The sequence below is a fragment of the Hymenobacter chitinivorans DSM 11115 genome (assembly GCF_002797555.1).
Lineage (GTDB): Bacteria > Bacteroidota > Bacteroidia > Cytophagales > Hymenobacteraceae > Hymenobacter > Hymenobacter chitinivorans.
Map to the genome: position 1 here is coordinate 66,017 of NZ_PGFA01000002.1, position 16,698 is coordinate 82,714.

The following is a 16,698-nucleotide window of genomic DNA, read 5'->3' on the forward strand; positions in this document are numbered from 1 at the left end:
TATGGGGTAAGCAGGCCGGATTCGCGGGTTGAGACTGAACTAACGGAAAGACAGCTGACCTGTACGGGTCAGCCACCTACGAAGCCGAAAAAAAGTGAAAATCTGGGCGGGGCGCTTTACTGGGCGGAGGCAGGCTCGTCGGCACCAAACACGGCCTGGCGCACCAGGTCCACAATCAGGGCGTCGGCAATGGTGAGCGACTCGGGCGTGGCGGGCAGCTGGTGAGGCAGGAAAAAGCCTTCCAGGGCGTGAAAACCTTCGGTCTGGATGGGGTGGAAGGCCATGGACCAGTCGGGAAAGCTGCGGGTAGTAATGGGCTTGTTGGCCAGCTGGGTCACGTTGGAATGGCGCCCGTCGCGGGAAATCTTCTCGTAGAGGGGCTCAATAACGGCTGGCTCGCCCTCGATAAGCTGGGCAATGTTGCCGTGGCTATAAAACAGAATGCCAGTGACGTTGTGCTGGGCATTGTCGCGGCGGCACTGGCTCAGTAGTTCCTGCAGGTCTTGGTCGGACAGTGGCCGGACTGCCCGGCTCATGTACACAATGTGATTCATGCGCAATAGGACGGGGCGCCTACCCGCGCGCTCCGGACAATGAGAAAATCCGGCGGGGTAGGAGTTTGCACCAGACAAGTGTGCAAGATACGTGCGGAGGCGGCTTGGCGGTTGGCAACGGTGGAGCTGAATTTACATATTTCCCGCCGCGGGCCGCGCTAATACACCACCTGCACCCGGTTTTTGTCGTAGAGCGGGGCCCAGTCGCGGCGCAGAATAGCGTATAGGTACTCGTCCTCAAACTGGCCCTCGTCGTTGACTCCCGACTCGCGCATGATGCCTTCGAACTGCAGGCCCCGGGTTTTCTCCAACGACCGTTTCGACGCCAGGTTGGACACCCGGCAGCCGGTGGCCACGCGGTTGAGGCCGAGCAGCTCGAAGGCCAGAAAAAACAGGTGGGGCTTGCTGCCCGGCGTCACGCCCCGGCCGCGCATGTGCTCCAACACGTCGGCGCCGGTAGAACCGGAGGATTCGTCCCAGCTGTCGACGGTGAGCACCGTCAGGCCGGCCAGCTCGGAACCCAGCCGGGAGTAAAAACCGAAGTTGGTGCGCCGGCCCCGGTCGTAGGTGGGCACGTAGTGACGCAGCAGCTCGGCCACCATCGGGCCCGAATCGGGGAAGCCCTAGAACAGCGTGACTACCTCGGCCAGGTTGTCTTCCTCAATCAGGTGCAGGGTAATATTGTCGGCAACCAGGGCTTTGAACATAAGGGGTGGGGCTAGGCAGGTATCTTCTAAGCCAGTAAGTTACGGCCCGCCGTTGTATCTTAAACCAGAGACTCGCCGGGCCGCCCAATGCCCGCCGCCCGGCAAGCATAACATTGGCATAACTCCGCCCGCTTTTCCACGGGCTTACTTTGCTCATCCTTTCCTATTCCTGGTTTTCACTCCTCTCCCCATGAACAAGCTGTTTTCCACTACGGCCCTGCTGCTGGCCGGCTCGGCGCTGCCCGTGCTGCTGGCCTGCGACAAAGAAGGCGACGACACGCCCGCCACCACGGCCCCACCCACCTCGGTAGCCTCGCTGCGCTACATCGGCGAAGCCAAAGTGCCCTTCAAGCAGGATTACCAGGGCACCACCCTCGGCGGCTTTTCGGGCCTCGACTACCGCGCCGACAACGACTCGTACTACCTGATGAGCGACGACCCGTCGGACCTGCAGCCCGTGCGCTACTACACGGCCAAGCTTGCCTTTGACCAGAACAGCTTCACGGGCGTGACGGTGAACGGCGTGACGACCCTGAAGCGGCCCGACGGCACGGCCTTCCCCAAAACCGGTTCCGACGCCACGGCCATCTACGCCCGCATCGACCCGGAAGGCATCCGCTACGACGCGGCCACGGGCCACATTATCTGGAGCAGTGAAGGAGTGCGCAACCTGACGGTGACGCCGGCCGTGCTCAACAATCCGTTTCTGCGCGAAGCCAACCCGGACGGCAGCTACGTCGCCGACTTTGGCCTGCCTCCGCTGTTTCAAATCAAAGCCACCGAAAACGGCACCCGCTCCAACGGCTCCTACGAGGGTATGTCCATCACGCCCGGTGGCCGGTTTGTGTTTACGGCCCAGGAAGAGCCCATTTACGAAGACGGTTCCCGCGCGGCCTTCGGCGTAACGGCCACCACCCGCCTGGTGAAGTACGACAAAGCCACCCGGCAGGTGGTGGGCCAGTACGCCTACAAGCTCGACGCCGTGCACAAAGCCCCGGTGCCCGCCGACCAATTTCAGCTCAACGGCATCGTGGAAGTGCTGGCCTTGTCGGAAACCAAGCTGCTGGTGATGGAACGGTCCTTTGCCGTGGGCGCCACCCCGGATTACCAGGTGAAAATCTACGAAGTAGACCTGGCTGCCGCTACCGACGTGAATACCTTGGGGGGCCTGCAGGGCGCCACGTACACGCCCGTAACCAAGCGCCTGGTGCTGGACGTGGCTTCTACCGGCGTGGCCCGCGTGGATAACCTGGAAGGTATGACCTTCGGCCCAAAGCTGGCCAATGGCCATTATTCGCTGATTCTGGTGTCGGACGACAACTTCGGCGCCACCCAGGTCACCCAGTTCCTGGCCTTCGAGGTGATGCCGTAACCGGCACCGCCAAAGCAGACCGTAAATCATACAAGCGGAAGCCGGGACCATCCCGGCTTCCGCTTGTGCGTTGTTAGCTGGCAAGCTTGCCAGCTAGAGCCGGGACGGGGCCACGCCGTACATTTTCTTGAAGGCAAACGAGAAGTGGGACAAGTCCTCGAAGCCGACTTCCAAATACGCTTCCGAAGGCGCCCGGCCCTTTTCCTTGATCAGAAAATAGGCTTCCTGCAACCGGCGCCGCACCAGCCAGCGGCTGGGGGAAAGCTGAAAGATCTTCTCGAAGTCGCGCTTGAACGTGGCCAGGCTGCGGCCCGTGAGGTAGGCAAAGCGCGCCAGACGCACGTTGAAGTGAAAGTTGCGGCTCATGAAGGCTTCCAGATCTACTTTGCCGGGCTCCGAGAAGTCGAACAGCACGTTCTGCAGCTCGGGGTTGCTGTTGAGCAGCAGCAGAATGGCCTCGCGCAGCTTGAGGGCCAGAAAACCCGCCGAGCTGGCCTCGGCTAGCTGCTCGTAGGGCCGCAACGAGTCGAGGTAACTCTGGTAGAGCGGCGTGAGCGGCAGGGCCACCACGGCTTCATCGGGAGCGGGCGGGCCGGCGGCGTGGTAGCCGTGCTCCAGGCTGAAGCGGCGCAGCGTGTCCTGGTCCAGCGTCACCGACAGCGACTTGAACTCGCCGTGCTCGGGCGGCTGCTTGCTGAACTTGACCAGGTGGTTGCGCTTGCTCAGGCGCAGGTCGCCCTCCCGGAACACCTGCTGCCGGTTGCCATCGAAGGTGGTGAGCGTGCCCGCCAGCTGGAAGCTAAGAATGTGCTCGGGCACAAACTGCTCGCCTTCCGAGCTCCGGCTGTGGTAGCAGGAATACAGAATCTGGGGGCGCAAGGAAATTTCGGGAAGGCTGGGCATAAGATCAAAACAAACCGGCGGGGCAAAGCGCCACCCGCGGCGCCACGGAATATACCAAAACCGGCCGCTCCGGCGGCGGGCAAGTCCGGTCGGTGGCTTTATTCGGAACCCCGCGGCTTGCCCCGCTCGGCCAGCAGCGACTGGCCCATGGCGGTTTGCAGGAAATTGGCCGCGTCGGCCTCGTCGTGGTCGGTAGAAAGGGTGACGGGCAGCCAGTGCTCAAACTCGGCCCGCCGGTCGGCGTCGGCCTGCCGGAGCATGGCGGCGGCTTCGCTGCCCAGCACCAGGTGCACGGGCGGGTGGGGATGCTGCACGAGGTCGAGCATCACCTGGGCCGCCTTGGCCGGGTCGCCGACGGGCACGAAGCTGCCGCTGGCGAAGAAGTCGGCCCGCTGCTGCACCAGGTCGTAGCCCGCAATGGCCGGGGCGAAGCGCATGGAGGCGCCGGCCCAGTCGGTGCGGAACCCGCCCGGCTCCACCGCCGTGACCCGGATGCCCAGCGGGGCTACTTCCTTGGCCAGGGCCTCGGTGAAGCCGCTCAGCCCAAACTTGGCCGCCTGGTAAATCGAGACGCCCGCGTTGCCAACCCGGCCGCCCACCGAGCTGATTTGCAGAATGTGCCCGCTGCCTTGCCGGCGCAGGTAGGGCAGCACGGCCCGGGTAATGGCAATGGGGGCGTAGAGGTTGGTTTCGAGCTGGCTGCGCACTTGCTCCTCGGAGTAGGCCTCGGCCGCGCCGGTAATGCCAAACCCGGCGTTGTTGACCACCACGTCGAGGCGGCCGAAGTGGGCCACGGCGGTGGCTACGGCGGCCGTTATCTGGGCGGCGTCGGTGACGTCCAGGGCCAGGGGCAGCACCTGGCGGCCGTACCGGGTTACTAAGTCGGCGAGCTGCTCGGGCTGGCGGGCCGTGGCGGCCACCCGGCCCCCGCGGGCCAGCACGGCTTCGGTCAGGCTGCGGCCCAGACCCCGGGCGCTGCCCGTAATAAACCAAACGTTGTTCATTGTTACGGAGGGTTAAGTTCTCCGCAAAGGTCGGGCGCCGGGTAGCGGGCTACTTTGTTGAAAAGCTCAAAGGTGGTTTGTTGAACAGCTCAGGTGCGTATTCGTAGCAGCGTGACTACCAGCCCGAAACCGGCTGCAGACCCCGGCAGGACTAACGCGGCCCCGGTTTTTGCGTACGCAACAGCCCGGCTTCTGCCGTCCGTGGAGCTACCACGCCCACCGGGCTGCTGGCACGGGCAAAGTGGTACGGTTGTTTTGACGTAGTATGACCGCAAAGAAGAAAGGCGCTGCCAAACGGGATATTGTCGTAATCGGGGCTTCGACCGGGGGCGTCATGGCCCTGCTGGAGCTGGTAAAAACCCTGCCCCACGACTTTCCCGCCCCCATTCTAATCGTGCAGCACATGGCGCCCTACGCCCAGAGCCTGCTGCCCCAGCTGCTGAGCGACGTTTCGGCGCTGCCGGCCAAGCACCCGCGCGACGGCGAAGCGCTGAAGCCCGGCGTTATCTACGTGGCCCCGCCCGATTATCACCTGCTAATCGAAAACGACACGGTACTGGTGAAGCGCGGGCCCAAGGAAAACCGGTTCCGGCCCTCGATTGACGCCCTGTTTCGCTCGGCGGCTTACGGCTACGGGCCCCGGGTGATTGGGGTGGTGCTCACCGGCTACCTCGACGACGGCACGTCCGGACTGTGGTGCATTCAGCGGCTGGGCGGCGTCACGGTGGTGCAAAGTCCCGACGATGCCACGGCTCCGGCCATGCCCACCAACGCCCTGGAGTTTGTGCAGGCCGACCACATCGTGCCCCTGGCCGAGCTGGGCGCCCTGCTCGTGCGCCTCACCACCAGCCCGGCCTTGGCCCACCCGGCCGTGCCCAAGGGCTACACGGCACTGCTGGGCATCGAGGTCAACATTGCCAAAAACGACAATGCCTTCGAAATGGGCATTATCGACCAGGGCCAGCTCACGGCCTTCACCTGCCCCGACTGCCACGGCGCCCTCACCCAGCTCATCGAGGGCAAGCTCATCCGGTTCCGCTGCCACACCGGCCACGCCTACACCATCAGCGCCCTGCTCTCGGAGGTGTCGGAGTCGGTGGAAAGCCTGCTCTACCAGTCGATGCGGGGGCTGGAGGAAAGCAAGATGCTGCTCCAGCACCTGGGCGAGTACTTCGCCAAAGACGGGCAGGCCGCCGTGGCCGACGTGTTCCTGACCAAGGCCGCCCACACCGAAAAGCAGGCCCACGCCGTGCGCAAGTCGATATTTCAGCACCAGGCCTTCAGCGGCGACCTGGCCCCCGAAGCCCGCCGGGAAATTCCCGAAAAACCCTAGCGCCGGCCAGCCCGGGACCCGTGGAAAAGTACCGAAATAGGGGACTAGGCTGAACGTTAAAACGGCGTTTGCGGCAAGCTGGGCTATATCCCGGCGCAAAAGCAGGCCGTATGGGCAGAGTAGTGTAGGCCATTACTCTTGACCCATTTTCCTATGCATTTCTCTACTGCCGCCCCCGGATTTTACTTTGCCCCGACTCCCGCGCCGCGCCGCTTTCTGCCCTGGGCGCTGGGGCTGTTGCTACTGCTGGCCTGGGCCCTGAGCAGCTGCGCCACCTCCAAGCCGGGCTCGGCCGTGCACAAGCAGGTGCAGGGCAAAACCTACGTTATTATCGGGGCCTCCAGCGGCTTTGGCCGGGGCATGGCCGAGCAGCTGGGCACGATGAAGGCCAACGTGGTGCTGGCCGCCCGCCGCACCGAGCTGCTGGAGGAAGTAGCCGCTAAGATTCGGGCCAGTGGCGGCTCGGCCCTGGTCGTAACCACCGACATCAGCCAGCCCGAGCAGGTGCAGCGCCTGGCCGAAGCGGCGGTGAAGCAGTTCGGCCGGGTAGATGTGTGGGTCAACGACGTGGGCGTGGGCGGCATCGGGCGGTTCTGGGAAATTCCGCTCAATGACTACTCCCAGCTAATTGACGTCAACCTCAAGGGCATCATCTACGGCAGCCAGGCGGCCATCAAGCTGTTTCAGACCCAGGGCCAGGGCACGCTCATGAACCTGGGCTCGGTGGAAAGTGAGGTGCCCCTGGCTTACCACGCCGTGTACGCCGCCACCAAGGGCGCCATCCGCAACCTGGACCAGGCCCTCAACCACGAGCTGCGTCTCAATGGCTATGCGAATATCAAAGTCGTCACCATCGAGCCCTGGGCCGTGGACACGCCGTTTTGGGGCCACGCGGCCAACTACAGCGGCGGCACGCCCCGCATGGCCGCCATGGACCCGCCCAGCAAGGTTGTCAACGCCATGGTGCGCTCCTCGGTGCGGCCCCGGCAGGAGCTGCCCGTGGGCTGGAAAGCCCGGGGCGCGTTTTTCTCGCACGGTATTTTCCCCCACTTCACCGAGCGGGTGTCGGCCAACATTGCCCACCGCTACCAGGTCAAAACTGCGCCGCCGGCCCCGGTCACCACGGCGTCTTTGTACCAGCCGGTACCCACCGGCCGCGGCGTCGACGACGGGGTGAAGCCGCGCATCCAGGCCGAAAACCGGCAGCGCAAGCAGAAAAAGCCGTAGCTGGTTTCTGGCAGTCGGCTATGGGCTCTGACGATACGCGAAGCTGAAGCTTCGGGCCACCAAAACGCCCGACTGCCATGGGTAGGCAGTCGGGCGTTTTGGTGGCGTAGCCTAACGGCTACCAAAGCGTTGCTCTGGTCTACAGCGTAATGACCACCTTGCCCTGGGTGCGGCCGGTCAGGATCTGTTCCAAGGCCCGGGGCAGCTCGTCGAACGGTACCGTGAGCGACACGTGGGAGCGAAGCGCGCCGCTGGCCAGCAAGTCGGCCACCTGCTGCATACCGGGCTGGTTGGAATCCACCAGCATGGCCTTGGCCGTTACGCCGTGCTGCTCGGCCCGGGCGGGCGTGTCGGGGGTGAGGCCCAGGATGCTGACCAGCGTACCACCGGGCCGGAGCACCGCCAACGACCGAAGCTGGGTTTCGCCGGCCACTGAGTCGAGCACTACATCCACGGGCGCTACTACTTGCTCAAACGCCTGTTGCTGGTAGTCGATGACTTCGTCGGCGCCCAGGCTGAGCACAAAGTCGCGCTTGGCAGCCGAGGCCGTACCGATGACGTAGGCGCCCAGGTGCTTAGCTAGCTGCACCGCGTAGTGGCCCACCCCGCCCGCGGCGGCGTGAATCAGAACTCGCTGCCCGGGCTGCACGTTGGCCTGCGTCACGAGGGCCTGCCAGGCAGTAAGAGCGGCCAGGGTGGCCGCGGCGGCCTCGGCAGTGCTGGTGCCGGCGGGCTTGCGCACGAGGTGGGCCGCCGGGGCCGCCACGTACTCGGCGTAGGCGCGGGCGTGGCCGGGGAAGTTAATCATGCCGAAGACCTCGTCGCCGGGCTGCAGCGTGGTTACCTCGGCGCCCACGGCCTCCACGGTGCCGGCCACGTCCCAGCCCAGAATCAGCGGCTGCTCGTCCTTAAAGCGGCCGTACATGGCCTTGCCCTCGGTTGATTTGGCATCGACGGGGTTCACGCTCAGGGCCTGCACCCGCAGCAGCACGTCGGTGGGGGCGGGCGTGGGCGTGGGCAGCTCGGTCAGGCGCAGGCCGCTAGGGCCAGTGGGCTCAGTCAGGATAAAGGCTTTCATATCGGTTGGAAGGGTTGGTGAAGAACGGGGCAAAGGTGGGGCCCCGCCGGGCAGGAGCTGTAGTACGAATCGGGGATAATCCGGAACGAAGCCGCTACCGGCAGCCGAATCTGGCCGGAAATTGCCTGACAACGGCTACTATTGCGGCAGCACTGGTCTTTTCGTCCCTGAATCATGCATGTACAAGCGGATTTTTCCCACGCGCCCTTCGAAATCCTGGTCGAGGAAGTAACCGAATGGCGCAAGCGGCCCGAGCAGCACAACTTCTTCGAGCTGGTGCTGGTGGAGGAAGGGCAGGGGCGGCAGTGCATCAACTACCAGCACGTGCCCTACGAGCAGCACAGCATTTTCCTGCTGCCCCCGCTCAACTGCCACTCCTTCGAGGTGCTCACGCCCACCCGGTTTTTGTTTGTGCGCTTCACCAACCAGGTTTTCGACAAGGGCCGCCACGGGGAAGTCGACTTCGAGGACTGGTTTCGCAAGATGTCCTACATCTTGGTCAACTACAACCGCGTGCCCGGCGACATTATCCGCTCGGCCCGCGACAAAGAGCACCTGATTCACCTGCTGCAGCTGGTGCGCCACGAGCACGCCCAGCGCGACAATTTTTCCCACGGCATGATTCAAAGCAGCCTGGTGACGATTCTCAACATCCTGGCCCGCAACATCGAAGCTGCGTTTGTGGCCACCGGGGGCAGTGCCGCCGCTCCGCGGTTTCAGCAGGTCCTCAACCACGTGCAGCACCACCTCTTCGACAACGAGCAGCTGCGCGTGGCCCGGCTGGCCGCGCATTTCCACGTGTCGGCCACTTATTTCGGGGAGTATTTCCGGCGCAACGCTGGCGAGTCATTGCAGGAATACGTGCTCAAGTCGCGGCTGAAAGTGGCCGAGGCCCGGCTGCTGTACTCGGGCAACTCGGTCAAGGAAATTGCCTACGAGCTGGGCTTCAGCGATGCCAGCCACCTCTCGCGGCAGTTCAAGAAGTACCACGGCTACACCATTCAGGCCTTCAAGCAGCGCGGCAATTTCGACTTGCTGACGGCCGCCGGCGCCCCGGCCTGCGCGGGCTGATGCTACTTAAATAAACAACGGCCCGCCGAGAATTCGGCGGGCCGCAGTGCGTACTATTCAGGGTGGGTAAGGCGGGGCCGCCTAGACGGGCTTATATACTAAACCAACTGGGTACGCACAGAAACTGATATGAGGAGCCGTCCTCGTACAATGGGAAAAAGTTATTGACCACAACGTGTCCGTCAAAGTAAATGCCGCCCACGCTTTTGCTTGTGCCCCGAACCGTACTACCCCCGCACACCTGGGAGTAGAAAAGGCGGCCGCCGTCTAACCGGTACGTGCCTTCTGCCGTGAGCTTGCCATCTTCGTAGTGACTGTAGGTGCCGTTGGAGCGGAGGATGATTTCGAGGGTGCGAACCGTGCTGCCGCTGGAGGATGGGTAGTTGACACGCAGGGTTTTGCCCACGGCCATTCTGTGGATCGAGTTGTCGATGGTCAGGTCAACGGGAATGGACACGGAGCGGTTATTAGTGGCATCGTAAACGTTGATCTGGTAGGTCCCCACGTGCACGTCAGCCGACTGAAAGCCCTGTCCGGTATCAATCGAAAAAGTCCCGTAGTCCGAGATATTGCCCCCATCCCGGGTCTTCACGTACACGCCGTTGAGCTTGAGGCGGTGATGGTGCTGCATGCGCTGGGGTGAGGAAAACGCCTGGCCCGGCTGCACGCTGGCGTAAGCCGTGTACGTAGCTGGGTTGGGGTCACTGGTCCAGTTCGTAAATCCATTGGAGCTAGGCAGCAAATCATACGAGAGCAGCTCCAGGGTGTAGCCCGCCACCTGGGGGTTGTAGGTGGCCGTAATTGTCTTGCGGGCCTGAATGCCCAACTCCGCGTTGTCGTAGACCACGTCGAAGGTGAAGGTGACGGTAGCCGTAATAGTTGTGCTGCTGGCTCGCAGCGTAAGCTGGTTGTTGACCACCGAGGCTATCAGCGTAATAGCTGAGCGCGACACGTTCTGAATCTTGACCAGGTTGGCGGCCAAGTTGCGTTTGGCCCGGGCGGCAGCGGCCTTCACCGGATTGACGTAGGGGGTGGGCGCCGTCGCGTCGCCAAACCAGGATTTGATACGGGTAAAGGTGGCGGTGAAGGCAGCGTGGGCCTTTTCCAACTTGGCGTTGGCAGCAAAGATTTTCTGCATAAACGCCGAGCCGGCCGCGTCGGTGGCGGCCAGGGTCCGGCCAGTCGCGCTGACGAGGCAACTGGTGAGCTGCTCATTGCCCAGGGTAATGGCCGCCGCGCCGTTGGAGGCCAGCACGCCTACTTCGGCTATCAAATCGAAACGGTTGCACAGCTCCTGAATCAGCTTCAGCGAAGTCATCAGCGACAAAATGCCCTGGGTAGCTACGGCGCAGGCCAGTACTTTGCTTACCGGGTCGGGAAAAGCGGCCAGAGGGGCAAAGACGGCAATGCAGGCCGTGGTGGTAAGCGAGCTGACTACGAATGCCTTACCAATGGTCATGAAGTCGTCGCTGGGGTCGGCGGAGGCGGTGCGGCGCTGCGGCAGCTCCACCTCATCGAAGGTGATTTTCTGTAGCACGTAGGCCACCTCAATCTTCTGCGCTATCGTCAGCGCTGCCAGCTGCGAGGTGTAGGCCTTTTGCAGGCTCCGCATCGAAGCCACATTCTGGCCCGGCACTGCGTTGAGGGTGTCTTTGCTGAGCCGGTCGAGGTAGGTAATACCCTTGGCCAGACGGGCTTCGAAGTCGGCCAGCACGGGGGCCGGATCGGTGATGGCTGGGTAAGCTGTCATGGTCAGGGCCGGCGCGGCTTTTACACCCATTGCCGTCAGGTCGAGCGACACGGGCCCCGTAGCCAGCACCGGCACCACAAACGAGGCCTGATTAGCCTCCAATTTAGCCACCACCACTTTGCGGCCCCCGACCAGCACTTCCCAACTGGGTTTGTCCGACAGGTTGTCGGAAGTGGTAATAACCACCACGTCGCCGGGCGTTACGCTGGTTTTGTCCAGGGTCGAGGTCAGCGTCAGCGGCGGGTCAGGGTTCAGGGCCGGGTCTTCCTTTTTGGTGCACCCGCCAATGGTCAGCACCACCAGCAGGCACAGCAGGCACAGAATGTTGTAGAGTTTGGGCATAAAGAGTTGCAAGGCAGATGCGTTAGTAGGACGACGGGTTGATGCCAATACTCCGGTGCTCTCCTGTCGGAAGCAATAGCCGGAACTCGACAACTACAAAAGTACCGCCGGACCTGAGCAGTGGGCAATACCTGCTTCTGGGTATTTTGCTAGGTAGGGGTAAGCCGGCAGCTGGGAAATGCCGCGGGCCCGCGTAAGAAATATGCCCAACTCCGGATATATAGTCGAGTCTAACTTCTGCCGCTGCTTTTAATGGTAGTTCAAGCCCCACGGCAAGTTTGACTTGGTCAGCCCTGAGCCCGGACCAGCCCGGCCACCTTCCGTAGTTTCTTACCCCCGCCGCCCCGATTGGCTTTTGCCCAGGTTGTTCGGGGGCTGGGCCGGAAGACGCTGCTTAAGCCGGCTGGGCCGTGGCAGCCAGCGCAATGCGGTGCTGCAGGTCATCGAGCTGTTCGGCGCCCTGCTCGTTGGCGGCCAGGTGCGAAGCCTGTTGCAGCTGCTGGCGGGCGGCCTGCAGCCAGCGGGTGGCTTCCGGCAGCTGGCCTTCGGCGTAGGCCACTGCGGCCCGGGCAAACAGGCCCTCCTCATTGCTGAAAGGCTTGGCGGCCTGGGCCTGGTCGAGCCACTGGCGGGCATATTCGGCGTGCTCATCGGAGAGGGCGGCCACTACGGCGGCCTCGGCCAGCACGTGCTGCTGCAGGGCTACCGGGCTGGCGTGGCGGCGCTCCAGGGCGGCGGCCAGGTGCTCTTCCATCAGGGCCCGCTCGTCGCAGTCCTGGTAGTAGGCATAGGCGTAAAGGTGGGCGTAGAAATCGAGCACGGTGTGGCTGCGGTACGCCAAAAAGGCTTCCAGCTGGGCCGGGTCCCAGGCCCGGGGGCGGGTGCCGGCGTAGGTGATGCTCTGAAAGTACAGCAAGCCGAGGTGCTGGTGCATGGCCGCCCCGCCCCGGGCCATGTACCAGAGCTTGCGGCCGTCGATGGTGTAGCCCGACTTGAGGCGCAGCGGCAGCAGGTTGAAGGCTCCGACGAAGAGGGAAGCCCAGCCGAAGAACGTCAGCGCATGATTGAGCCCGTACTGCGTTCGGGAAACGGCAAAGGCCAGCTCGCTGGTAGGAGGCAGCAGCACCTGGCGCAGGTAGAGGGCCAGGGCGCCGGTCAGCAGATTGGCCAGGGGGCCGCCGGCAATGAAGAGGGCGAAGCGGGGGCGCAGGTGGCGGGTGTGGGCGGGGTAGGCCTGCACCATGCCCCCGAGCGAGGCCAGGGGTTTTTGCAGGCGCACTTGCCACCCGCCGGCCTGCCGGGTAATGCGCAGCCAGCTGACGGCAAAGGTCAGCACCCGGAACCGGGCCAGCCGGGCGCCCAGCACGTGGCCACCCTCGTGCACCGCTATGAGCAGGAGATATAGCAGACCCAAGCCCAGGACCCAGCCCAATACCAACACGGGCCAGGCCACCTCCAGCACGGCCGCCTGGTAGAGCAGCGCGTGCAACCAGCGCCGGCTACCCAATATCAGCGCAATACCCCACAAAACGCCTAGCACCAACAGACGCAGACGCCGTTGCTTCCGTTCTGCTTGCTGAAGAGTAGTCGAGGAGGCATCGGGCTTGGAGAAATCAAGCATACAGCAAGGGCAGAATGGCGGGCCGCCGGGGAATAGAAAAACAAGGGCATTAAAAATAGGCGCTGCGGGTGAGGAAACCGCGGCGGCCGGGGTGCCAGCCAGAAAAATACCTGGAATAGGCCCCCTCAGCGCCAAGCCTACCGGCCCCGTCCAGCCTGGGTTAGCTCAGCACCTTCACGTATTTAATAATGTCCTGGCCGAAGCCGGCCCGCTCGTAGATGGCCCGGGCGTGGGTGTTCTGGGCAAATACACTCAGGGTAAGCCAGTGGTAGCCCCGCGCCCGGGCCCAGCTTTCGGCGTATTCGAGCAGGGCCCGGCCCACGCCCTGCCCCTCGGCGGCCGGAGCCACTACCAAATCGGCCAGGTGGGCGTGCTCTTGCTGGTAGAAGTCGGTGTTGATGGTTAGCTGCATCAGGCCCAGGGGCTGCTGGTGCTGCTCGGCGACGAACACGCTGTGCCCGGGCGTGGGCTGGAGCACGGCCTCCAGCAGCACGGCCAGGTCGGTGGCGGTGAGCTGGGCCGCGTCGCGCCAGGCGGGTGGCCCAAACTCCACCAGCCGGGGCATCACCGCGCGGATAAAGGCTTCGTCGGCGGCCGTGGCCGGGCGGATGTGGAGGGCGCTGGGGCTGGCCGTGGGAGCAGCAGAAACCGGAGCAGACATAACGGGTAGGGTAGCAGGGTGGCAGCTAGGGATATACGAGCATACCGGTTTTTGTGTATATTCAACGGCTCTGATATTCGGTTGGGGCTAACCACCTGAGGGTTTATGAAAAAGTTACTGTGGAGTATACTAAGCGGCTTACTGGTCAGCACCGCCGCTCTGGGCCAGCAGCCCGCCGACCTGGTGCTGCTCAACGGCAAGCTCTTTACCGCCGATGCCACCCAACCCACGGCCCAGGCCCTGGCCATTCGCGGGGCGCGGATTGTGGCCGTGGGCACCACGGCCGACATCAGCAAGCTGGCCGGGCCCCGCACCCGCCGCATCGACCTGCAGGGCCGCACCTGTACGCCGGGCTTCAACGATGCCCACAACCACTTTACGCCCGCGCCCCGGGGCACCACGCTGGCTTTCACCACAATGGAGCCCAGCTGGGTGGAAACTACCCTGGCCCTGACGGCGGCGGTGCAGCAGGCTCCGGCCGGAAGCTGGGTGTATGGCTGGGTAGGCCGGGCCGTCGTCACGGATGAGCAGGTAACCCGCGCCGCCCTCGACCGGTTGGCTCCCAACCACCCCGTGCTGCTGCGGGCCTACTACGGGCACGGCTACATTGCCAACTCCCGGGCCCTGCAGCAGCTCGGTATCGGGGAGCAGCAGCCCGATCCGCTGGGCGGCTACTACGAGCACACGGCGGCCGGCCCGCTCAACGGTCGGTTTTGGGAATACGCCCAGTGGCAGCCCAGCCGCACCCTGGCCACCCAAACGCCCGACTCGGTGGCGCTAACCGAGCTGCGGCAGCTGTCGGCCGAAGCCCTGCGCCTGGGTATCACCTCGGTGCAGCTGTTCTCCTTTCTGCCTTTCGAGCGGTTCGTGCGCTTGCTGGCGCAAGCCAAGCTGCCCATCCGGGTGCGGGCCATACCATTTTCCCCCACCACGCCCCAGCAGCGCGACCTGAGCGAGGTGCGGCAGCTGCCGGCCTTGCAGCGGGGGCTGCCCGCCACCGTGCAGGCCAGCGGCATGAAGTGGGTGCTCGACGGCACGCCCTACGAACGGGGCGCGGCCCTGCGCCAGCCCTACCAGGACCGCCCCGGGTGGACGGGCAAGCTCAACTTCAGCGAGGCCGAAGTAGCCCGCATGGTGCAGGAGTCGGTCGATTTTAAGCAGCAGCTGCTGGTACACTGCGCCGGCGACCGGACGGCCGAGGCCGTGCTGCAGGCTATGGAGCAGAATGGGGCCGCCAACAGCTGGCCCGCGCGCCGGGTCCGCATTGAGCACGGCGACGGCCTCATCGGCGACCTGCTGCCGCGGGCCCGGGCGCTGGGCGTGGTGGTGGTGCAAAACCCGAGTCACTTCACCGAGCCCGAGCTGTTTCACCAGCGCTGGGGTACGAAAATGCAGCCACTGGGCTCATTGGTCAAGGCGGGCGTGCCGGTAGCGCTGGGCTCGGATGGGCCCCTGAATCCTTTTCTGAACATCATGCTGGCCGGCATCACCCCCAGCAACCCGGCCGAGGCCCTGACCCGGGAGCAGGCCGTGCGGGCCTATACGTACGGCTCGGCCTTCGCCGAATTCGCGGAGAAAGACAAAGGCCGGCTGGCCGCCGGGCAGCTGGCCGACGTGGTGGTCTTGTCCCAGGATATCTTCGCCGTGCCACCCCCGGAGCTGCCCAAGACCAGCAGCGTGCTGACCCTGATTGGCGGGCAAGTAGTCTACGATGCGAAGGTGCTGAAATAGCCGGCGGCCCAGCTGTTTCGAACTGCGAAGAAGCCCAAACAGCCCCACCCTGACCAATGCGGCCGGGGCGGGGCTGTGGTAGCGGGAGTCCAGTTGCCGAAAAGCACTAGCAACCGTTAGCGCTGAGCCTGGGCCACGAGCAGGGCTTCGAGGCGGCGCACCCGCTCTTCCAGGGCTGCAGTGGTAGCGGCCGCAGTTCCTGGCTGCTCCGGCTGCCGGGCCCGGGCCTGCTGCTGGCGGAGCTTGGCGTTTTCAGCTTCCAGAGCCAGCACGCGGCGGTAGAGGGCCTGAATGGCAATCAGGTTGACGCCGTCGAAGTCGGCCTGGTTGATGGTGGTGGCATTGCCGCTGCGGCCCACGCCGTCGTGGCCGAAGGCCCGGTAGAAGTCCTGGGCCATGGGGCCGTAGTGGCGCATGGTGTCGGGGCTCTGGCCGATGTAGTTCCACGAACCCAGGCGCATCTGGTTGATGCGGGCCAGGAACTGGTTGCCGTCGGCCAGCACCCGGCGCTCCTTCTTGGTCGAGTCGGAAAGGGTTTGCCAGGCATTGCCGCCGGCAAACAGCTGCACGCCCACGCTCATGGCGGAATTGGTATAGAGGCGGTAGCCGCCCACGTAGCGGGTCGAAAACTGGTTGTTGGCCGAGCTGTTGAGGAAGTTGGTCGTGGCCTCGTCGGCCGCCACGAAGGACCCGGAAAAACCGTTGGTGCTGGCGCGCTGACCCCAGGACCACCGAGCCAATGCCCGGCGGCCGTGCAGGTATAGCCCAGGGCCAGGCTGCCGAAACCGCTGGCCGTGCTGCTGGCCCCCAGCGCCACACTGGCCGTGCCGCTGGCGGTAGCGGCGCTGCCCATGGCGATGGCAACGGTGGAGGTGGCCTTGCTGCCGTCGCCGCTGGCAAATGAGCCAAAGCCTGAGGCCGTGACGTCATTGCCGAAGGCCTGGGAATAGAAACCGGTATTGATGTCGTCCCACTGGTTGCCATCGACTGCGCCGGCGCGCAGGGACCCTTTAATAGGGATACCACATCAGCCGGAGCCCGGCCCCGGTGGCCGGAATCAGGCCGTAGCCCAGGGTGCCGGTGGCAAGCAGGCCGCCGTCGGCGTTGTCGAGGCGAAGCCTTCAATTGGGCGGCCCGTGGTGTTGGTGCTGCCCATGCGCACCAGGCCGGTGGCGCTGATGCTCAGGCCCACCGAGCCGGGCGTGGCGGCCGTGCCGCCCACCAGACGGAAATTTGATAGGGGAGAGGGCAGCTTGTCAGGCAAACCCGGTTACAAGCCAAGCGCCCGGCCTCCGCAAGTGGGAAGCCGGGCGCGGCGTGTTACTAGTTGTACTAGAGCGTAAG

General features: G+C 64.3%; 17 protein-coding genes. 6 read left to right on the forward strand and 11 right to left on the reverse strand.

Annotation, left to right across the window (positions count from 1 at the left end):
* Positions 1–116: 116 nt before the first annotated feature.
* Both CLV45_RS13910 and CLV45_RS13915 read right to left on the reverse strand, forming a co-directional pair.
* A complete protein-coding gene (locus CLV45_RS13910; protein ID WP_100337082.1) occupies positions 117–554 on the reverse strand; it encodes a BLUF domain-containing protein in 438 nt (145 codons plus the stop codon).
* A 158-nt stretch (positions 555–712) separates the two neighbouring features.
* Positions 713–1,156, reverse strand: coding sequence for a GNAT family N-acetyltransferase (locus tag CLV45_RS13915; RefSeq protein WP_245882867.1), 444 nt, complete (start codon positions 1,154–1,156; stop codon positions 713–715).
* Positions 1,157–1,451: 295 nt separating this feature from the next.
* On the opposite strand from CLV45_RS13915, the gene CLV45_RS13920 reads away from it, so the two are divergent.
* Positions 1,452–2,633, forward strand: coding sequence for an esterase-like activity of phytase family protein (locus CLV45_RS13920; RefSeq protein ID WP_100337083.1), 1,182 nt, complete (start codon positions 1,452–1,454; stop codon positions 2,631–2,633).
* Between the two features lie 93 nt (positions 2,634–2,726).
* Here the strand turns inward: CLV45_RS13920 and CLV45_RS13925 are convergent, their stop codons facing one another.
* Both CLV45_RS13925 and CLV45_RS13930 read right to left on the reverse strand, forming a co-directional pair.
* Positions 2,727–3,536, reverse strand: coding sequence for a helix-turn-helix domain-containing protein (locus tag CLV45_RS13925; protein ID WP_100337084.1), 810 nt, complete (start codon positions 3,534–3,536; stop codon positions 2,727–2,729).
* Positions 3,537–3,634: 98 nt separating this feature from the next.
* The gene (locus CLV45_RS13930) at positions 3,635–4,540 is read right to left on the reverse strand and encodes an oxidoreductase (RefSeq protein ID WP_100337085.1); all 906 of its coding nucleotides are present in this window, start codon (positions 4,538–4,540) and stop codon (positions 3,635–3,637) included.
* A gap of 265 nt (positions 4,541–4,805) precedes the next feature.
* Here CLV45_RS13930 and CLV45_RS13935 point away from each other — a divergent pair, with 265 nt between their 5' ends.
* Positions 4,806–5,873 (forward strand): chemotaxis protein CheB, encoded by a 1,068-nt coding sequence (locus CLV45_RS13935; protein WP_100337086.1) that lies wholly within the window; start codon positions 4,806–4,808, stop codon positions 5,871–5,873.
* A gap of 153 nt (positions 5,874–6,026) precedes the next feature.
* Positions 6,027–7,100 carry an SDR family NAD(P)-dependent oxidoreductase gene (locus CLV45_RS13940; RefSeq protein WP_100337087.1) on the forward strand — a complete coding sequence of 358 codons (1,074 nt, stop codon included), beginning with the start codon at positions 6,027–6,029 and terminating at the stop codon, positions 7,098–7,100.
* 139 nt (positions 7,101–7,239) lie between these two features.
* Here CLV45_RS13940 and CLV45_RS13945 read toward each other — a convergent pair whose 3' ends face one another.
* Positions 7,240–8,178, reverse strand: a complete 939-nt coding sequence (locus tag CLV45_RS13945; RefSeq protein WP_100337088.1) for an NADP-dependent oxidoreductase — start codon at positions 8,176–8,178, stop codon at positions 7,240–7,242.
* Between the two features lie 174 nt (positions 8,179–8,352).
* Here CLV45_RS13945 and CLV45_RS13950 point away from each other — a divergent pair, with 174 nt between their 5' ends.
* Entirely contained in the window at positions 8,353–9,249 is an 897-nt protein-coding gene (locus tag CLV45_RS13950; protein ID WP_100337089.1) for a helix-turn-helix transcriptional regulator, read from the forward strand.
* 91 nt (positions 9,250–9,340) lie between these two features.
* On the opposite strand, the gene CLV45_RS13955 is transcribed toward CLV45_RS13950, so the two are convergent.
* The 3 genes from CLV45_RS13955 to CLV45_RS13965 all read right to left on the reverse strand — a co-directional run bounded on the left by CLV45_RS13955 (position 9,341) and on the right by CLV45_RS13965 (position 13,623).
* On the reverse strand, positions 9,341–11,341 hold the full coding sequence (locus CLV45_RS13955) for a hypothetical protein (RefSeq protein ID WP_100337090.1): 2,001 nt from the start codon (positions 11,339–11,341) through the stop codon (positions 9,341–9,343).
* Between the two features lie 394 nt (positions 11,342–11,735).
* The gene (locus tag CLV45_RS13960) at positions 11,736–12,962 is read right to left on the reverse strand and encodes a M50 family metallopeptidase (protein WP_157807490.1); all 1,227 of its coding nucleotides are present in this window, start codon (positions 12,960–12,962) and stop codon (positions 11,736–11,738) included.
* A gap of 160 nt (positions 12,963–13,122) precedes the next feature.
* On the reverse strand, positions 13,123–13,623 hold the full coding sequence (locus CLV45_RS13965; RefSeq protein WP_100337092.1) for a GNAT family N-acetyltransferase: 501 nt from the start codon (positions 13,621–13,623) through the stop codon (positions 13,123–13,125).
* A gap of 105 nt (positions 13,624–13,728) precedes the next feature.
* Here CLV45_RS13965 and CLV45_RS13970 point away from each other — a divergent pair, with 105 nt between their 5' ends.
* Complete coding sequence (locus CLV45_RS13970) at positions 13,729–15,354, forward strand: amidohydrolase (protein ID WP_100337093.1); 1,626 nt, start codon at positions 13,729–13,731, stop codon at positions 15,352–15,354.
* A gap of 116 nt (positions 15,355–15,470) precedes the next feature.
* Here the strand turns inward: CLV45_RS13970 and CLV45_RS13975 are convergent, their stop codons facing one another.
* Positions 15,471–16,037, reverse strand: a complete 567-nt coding sequence (locus CLV45_RS13975; protein ID WP_100337094.1) for a tail fiber domain-containing protein — start codon at positions 16,035–16,037, stop codon at positions 15,471–15,473.
* Positions 15,932–16,207 (reverse strand): hypothetical protein, encoded by a 276-nt coding sequence (locus CLV45_RS25605; RefSeq protein ID WP_394338487.1) that lies wholly within the window; start codon positions 16,205–16,207, stop codon positions 15,932–15,934. Before CLV45_RS25605 ends, CLV45_RS13975 begins: the two co-directional genes overlap by 106 nt.
* Here CLV45_RS25605 and CLV45_RS24985 point away from each other — a divergent pair.
* Complete coding sequence (locus CLV45_RS24985) at positions 16,149–16,304, forward strand: hypothetical protein (protein WP_157807492.1); 156 nt, start codon at positions 16,149–16,151, stop codon at positions 16,302–16,304. The genes CLV45_RS25605 and CLV45_RS24985 overlap by 59 nt on opposite strands.
* Positions 16,305–16,411: 107 nt before the next feature.
* Here the strand turns inward: CLV45_RS24985 and CLV45_RS24990 are convergent, their stop codons facing one another.
* On the reverse strand, positions 16,412–16,618 hold the full coding sequence (locus CLV45_RS24990; RefSeq protein ID WP_157807493.1) for a hypothetical protein: 207 nt from the start codon (positions 16,616–16,618) through the stop codon (positions 16,412–16,414).
* Positions 16,619–16,698: the final 80 nt, after the last annotated feature.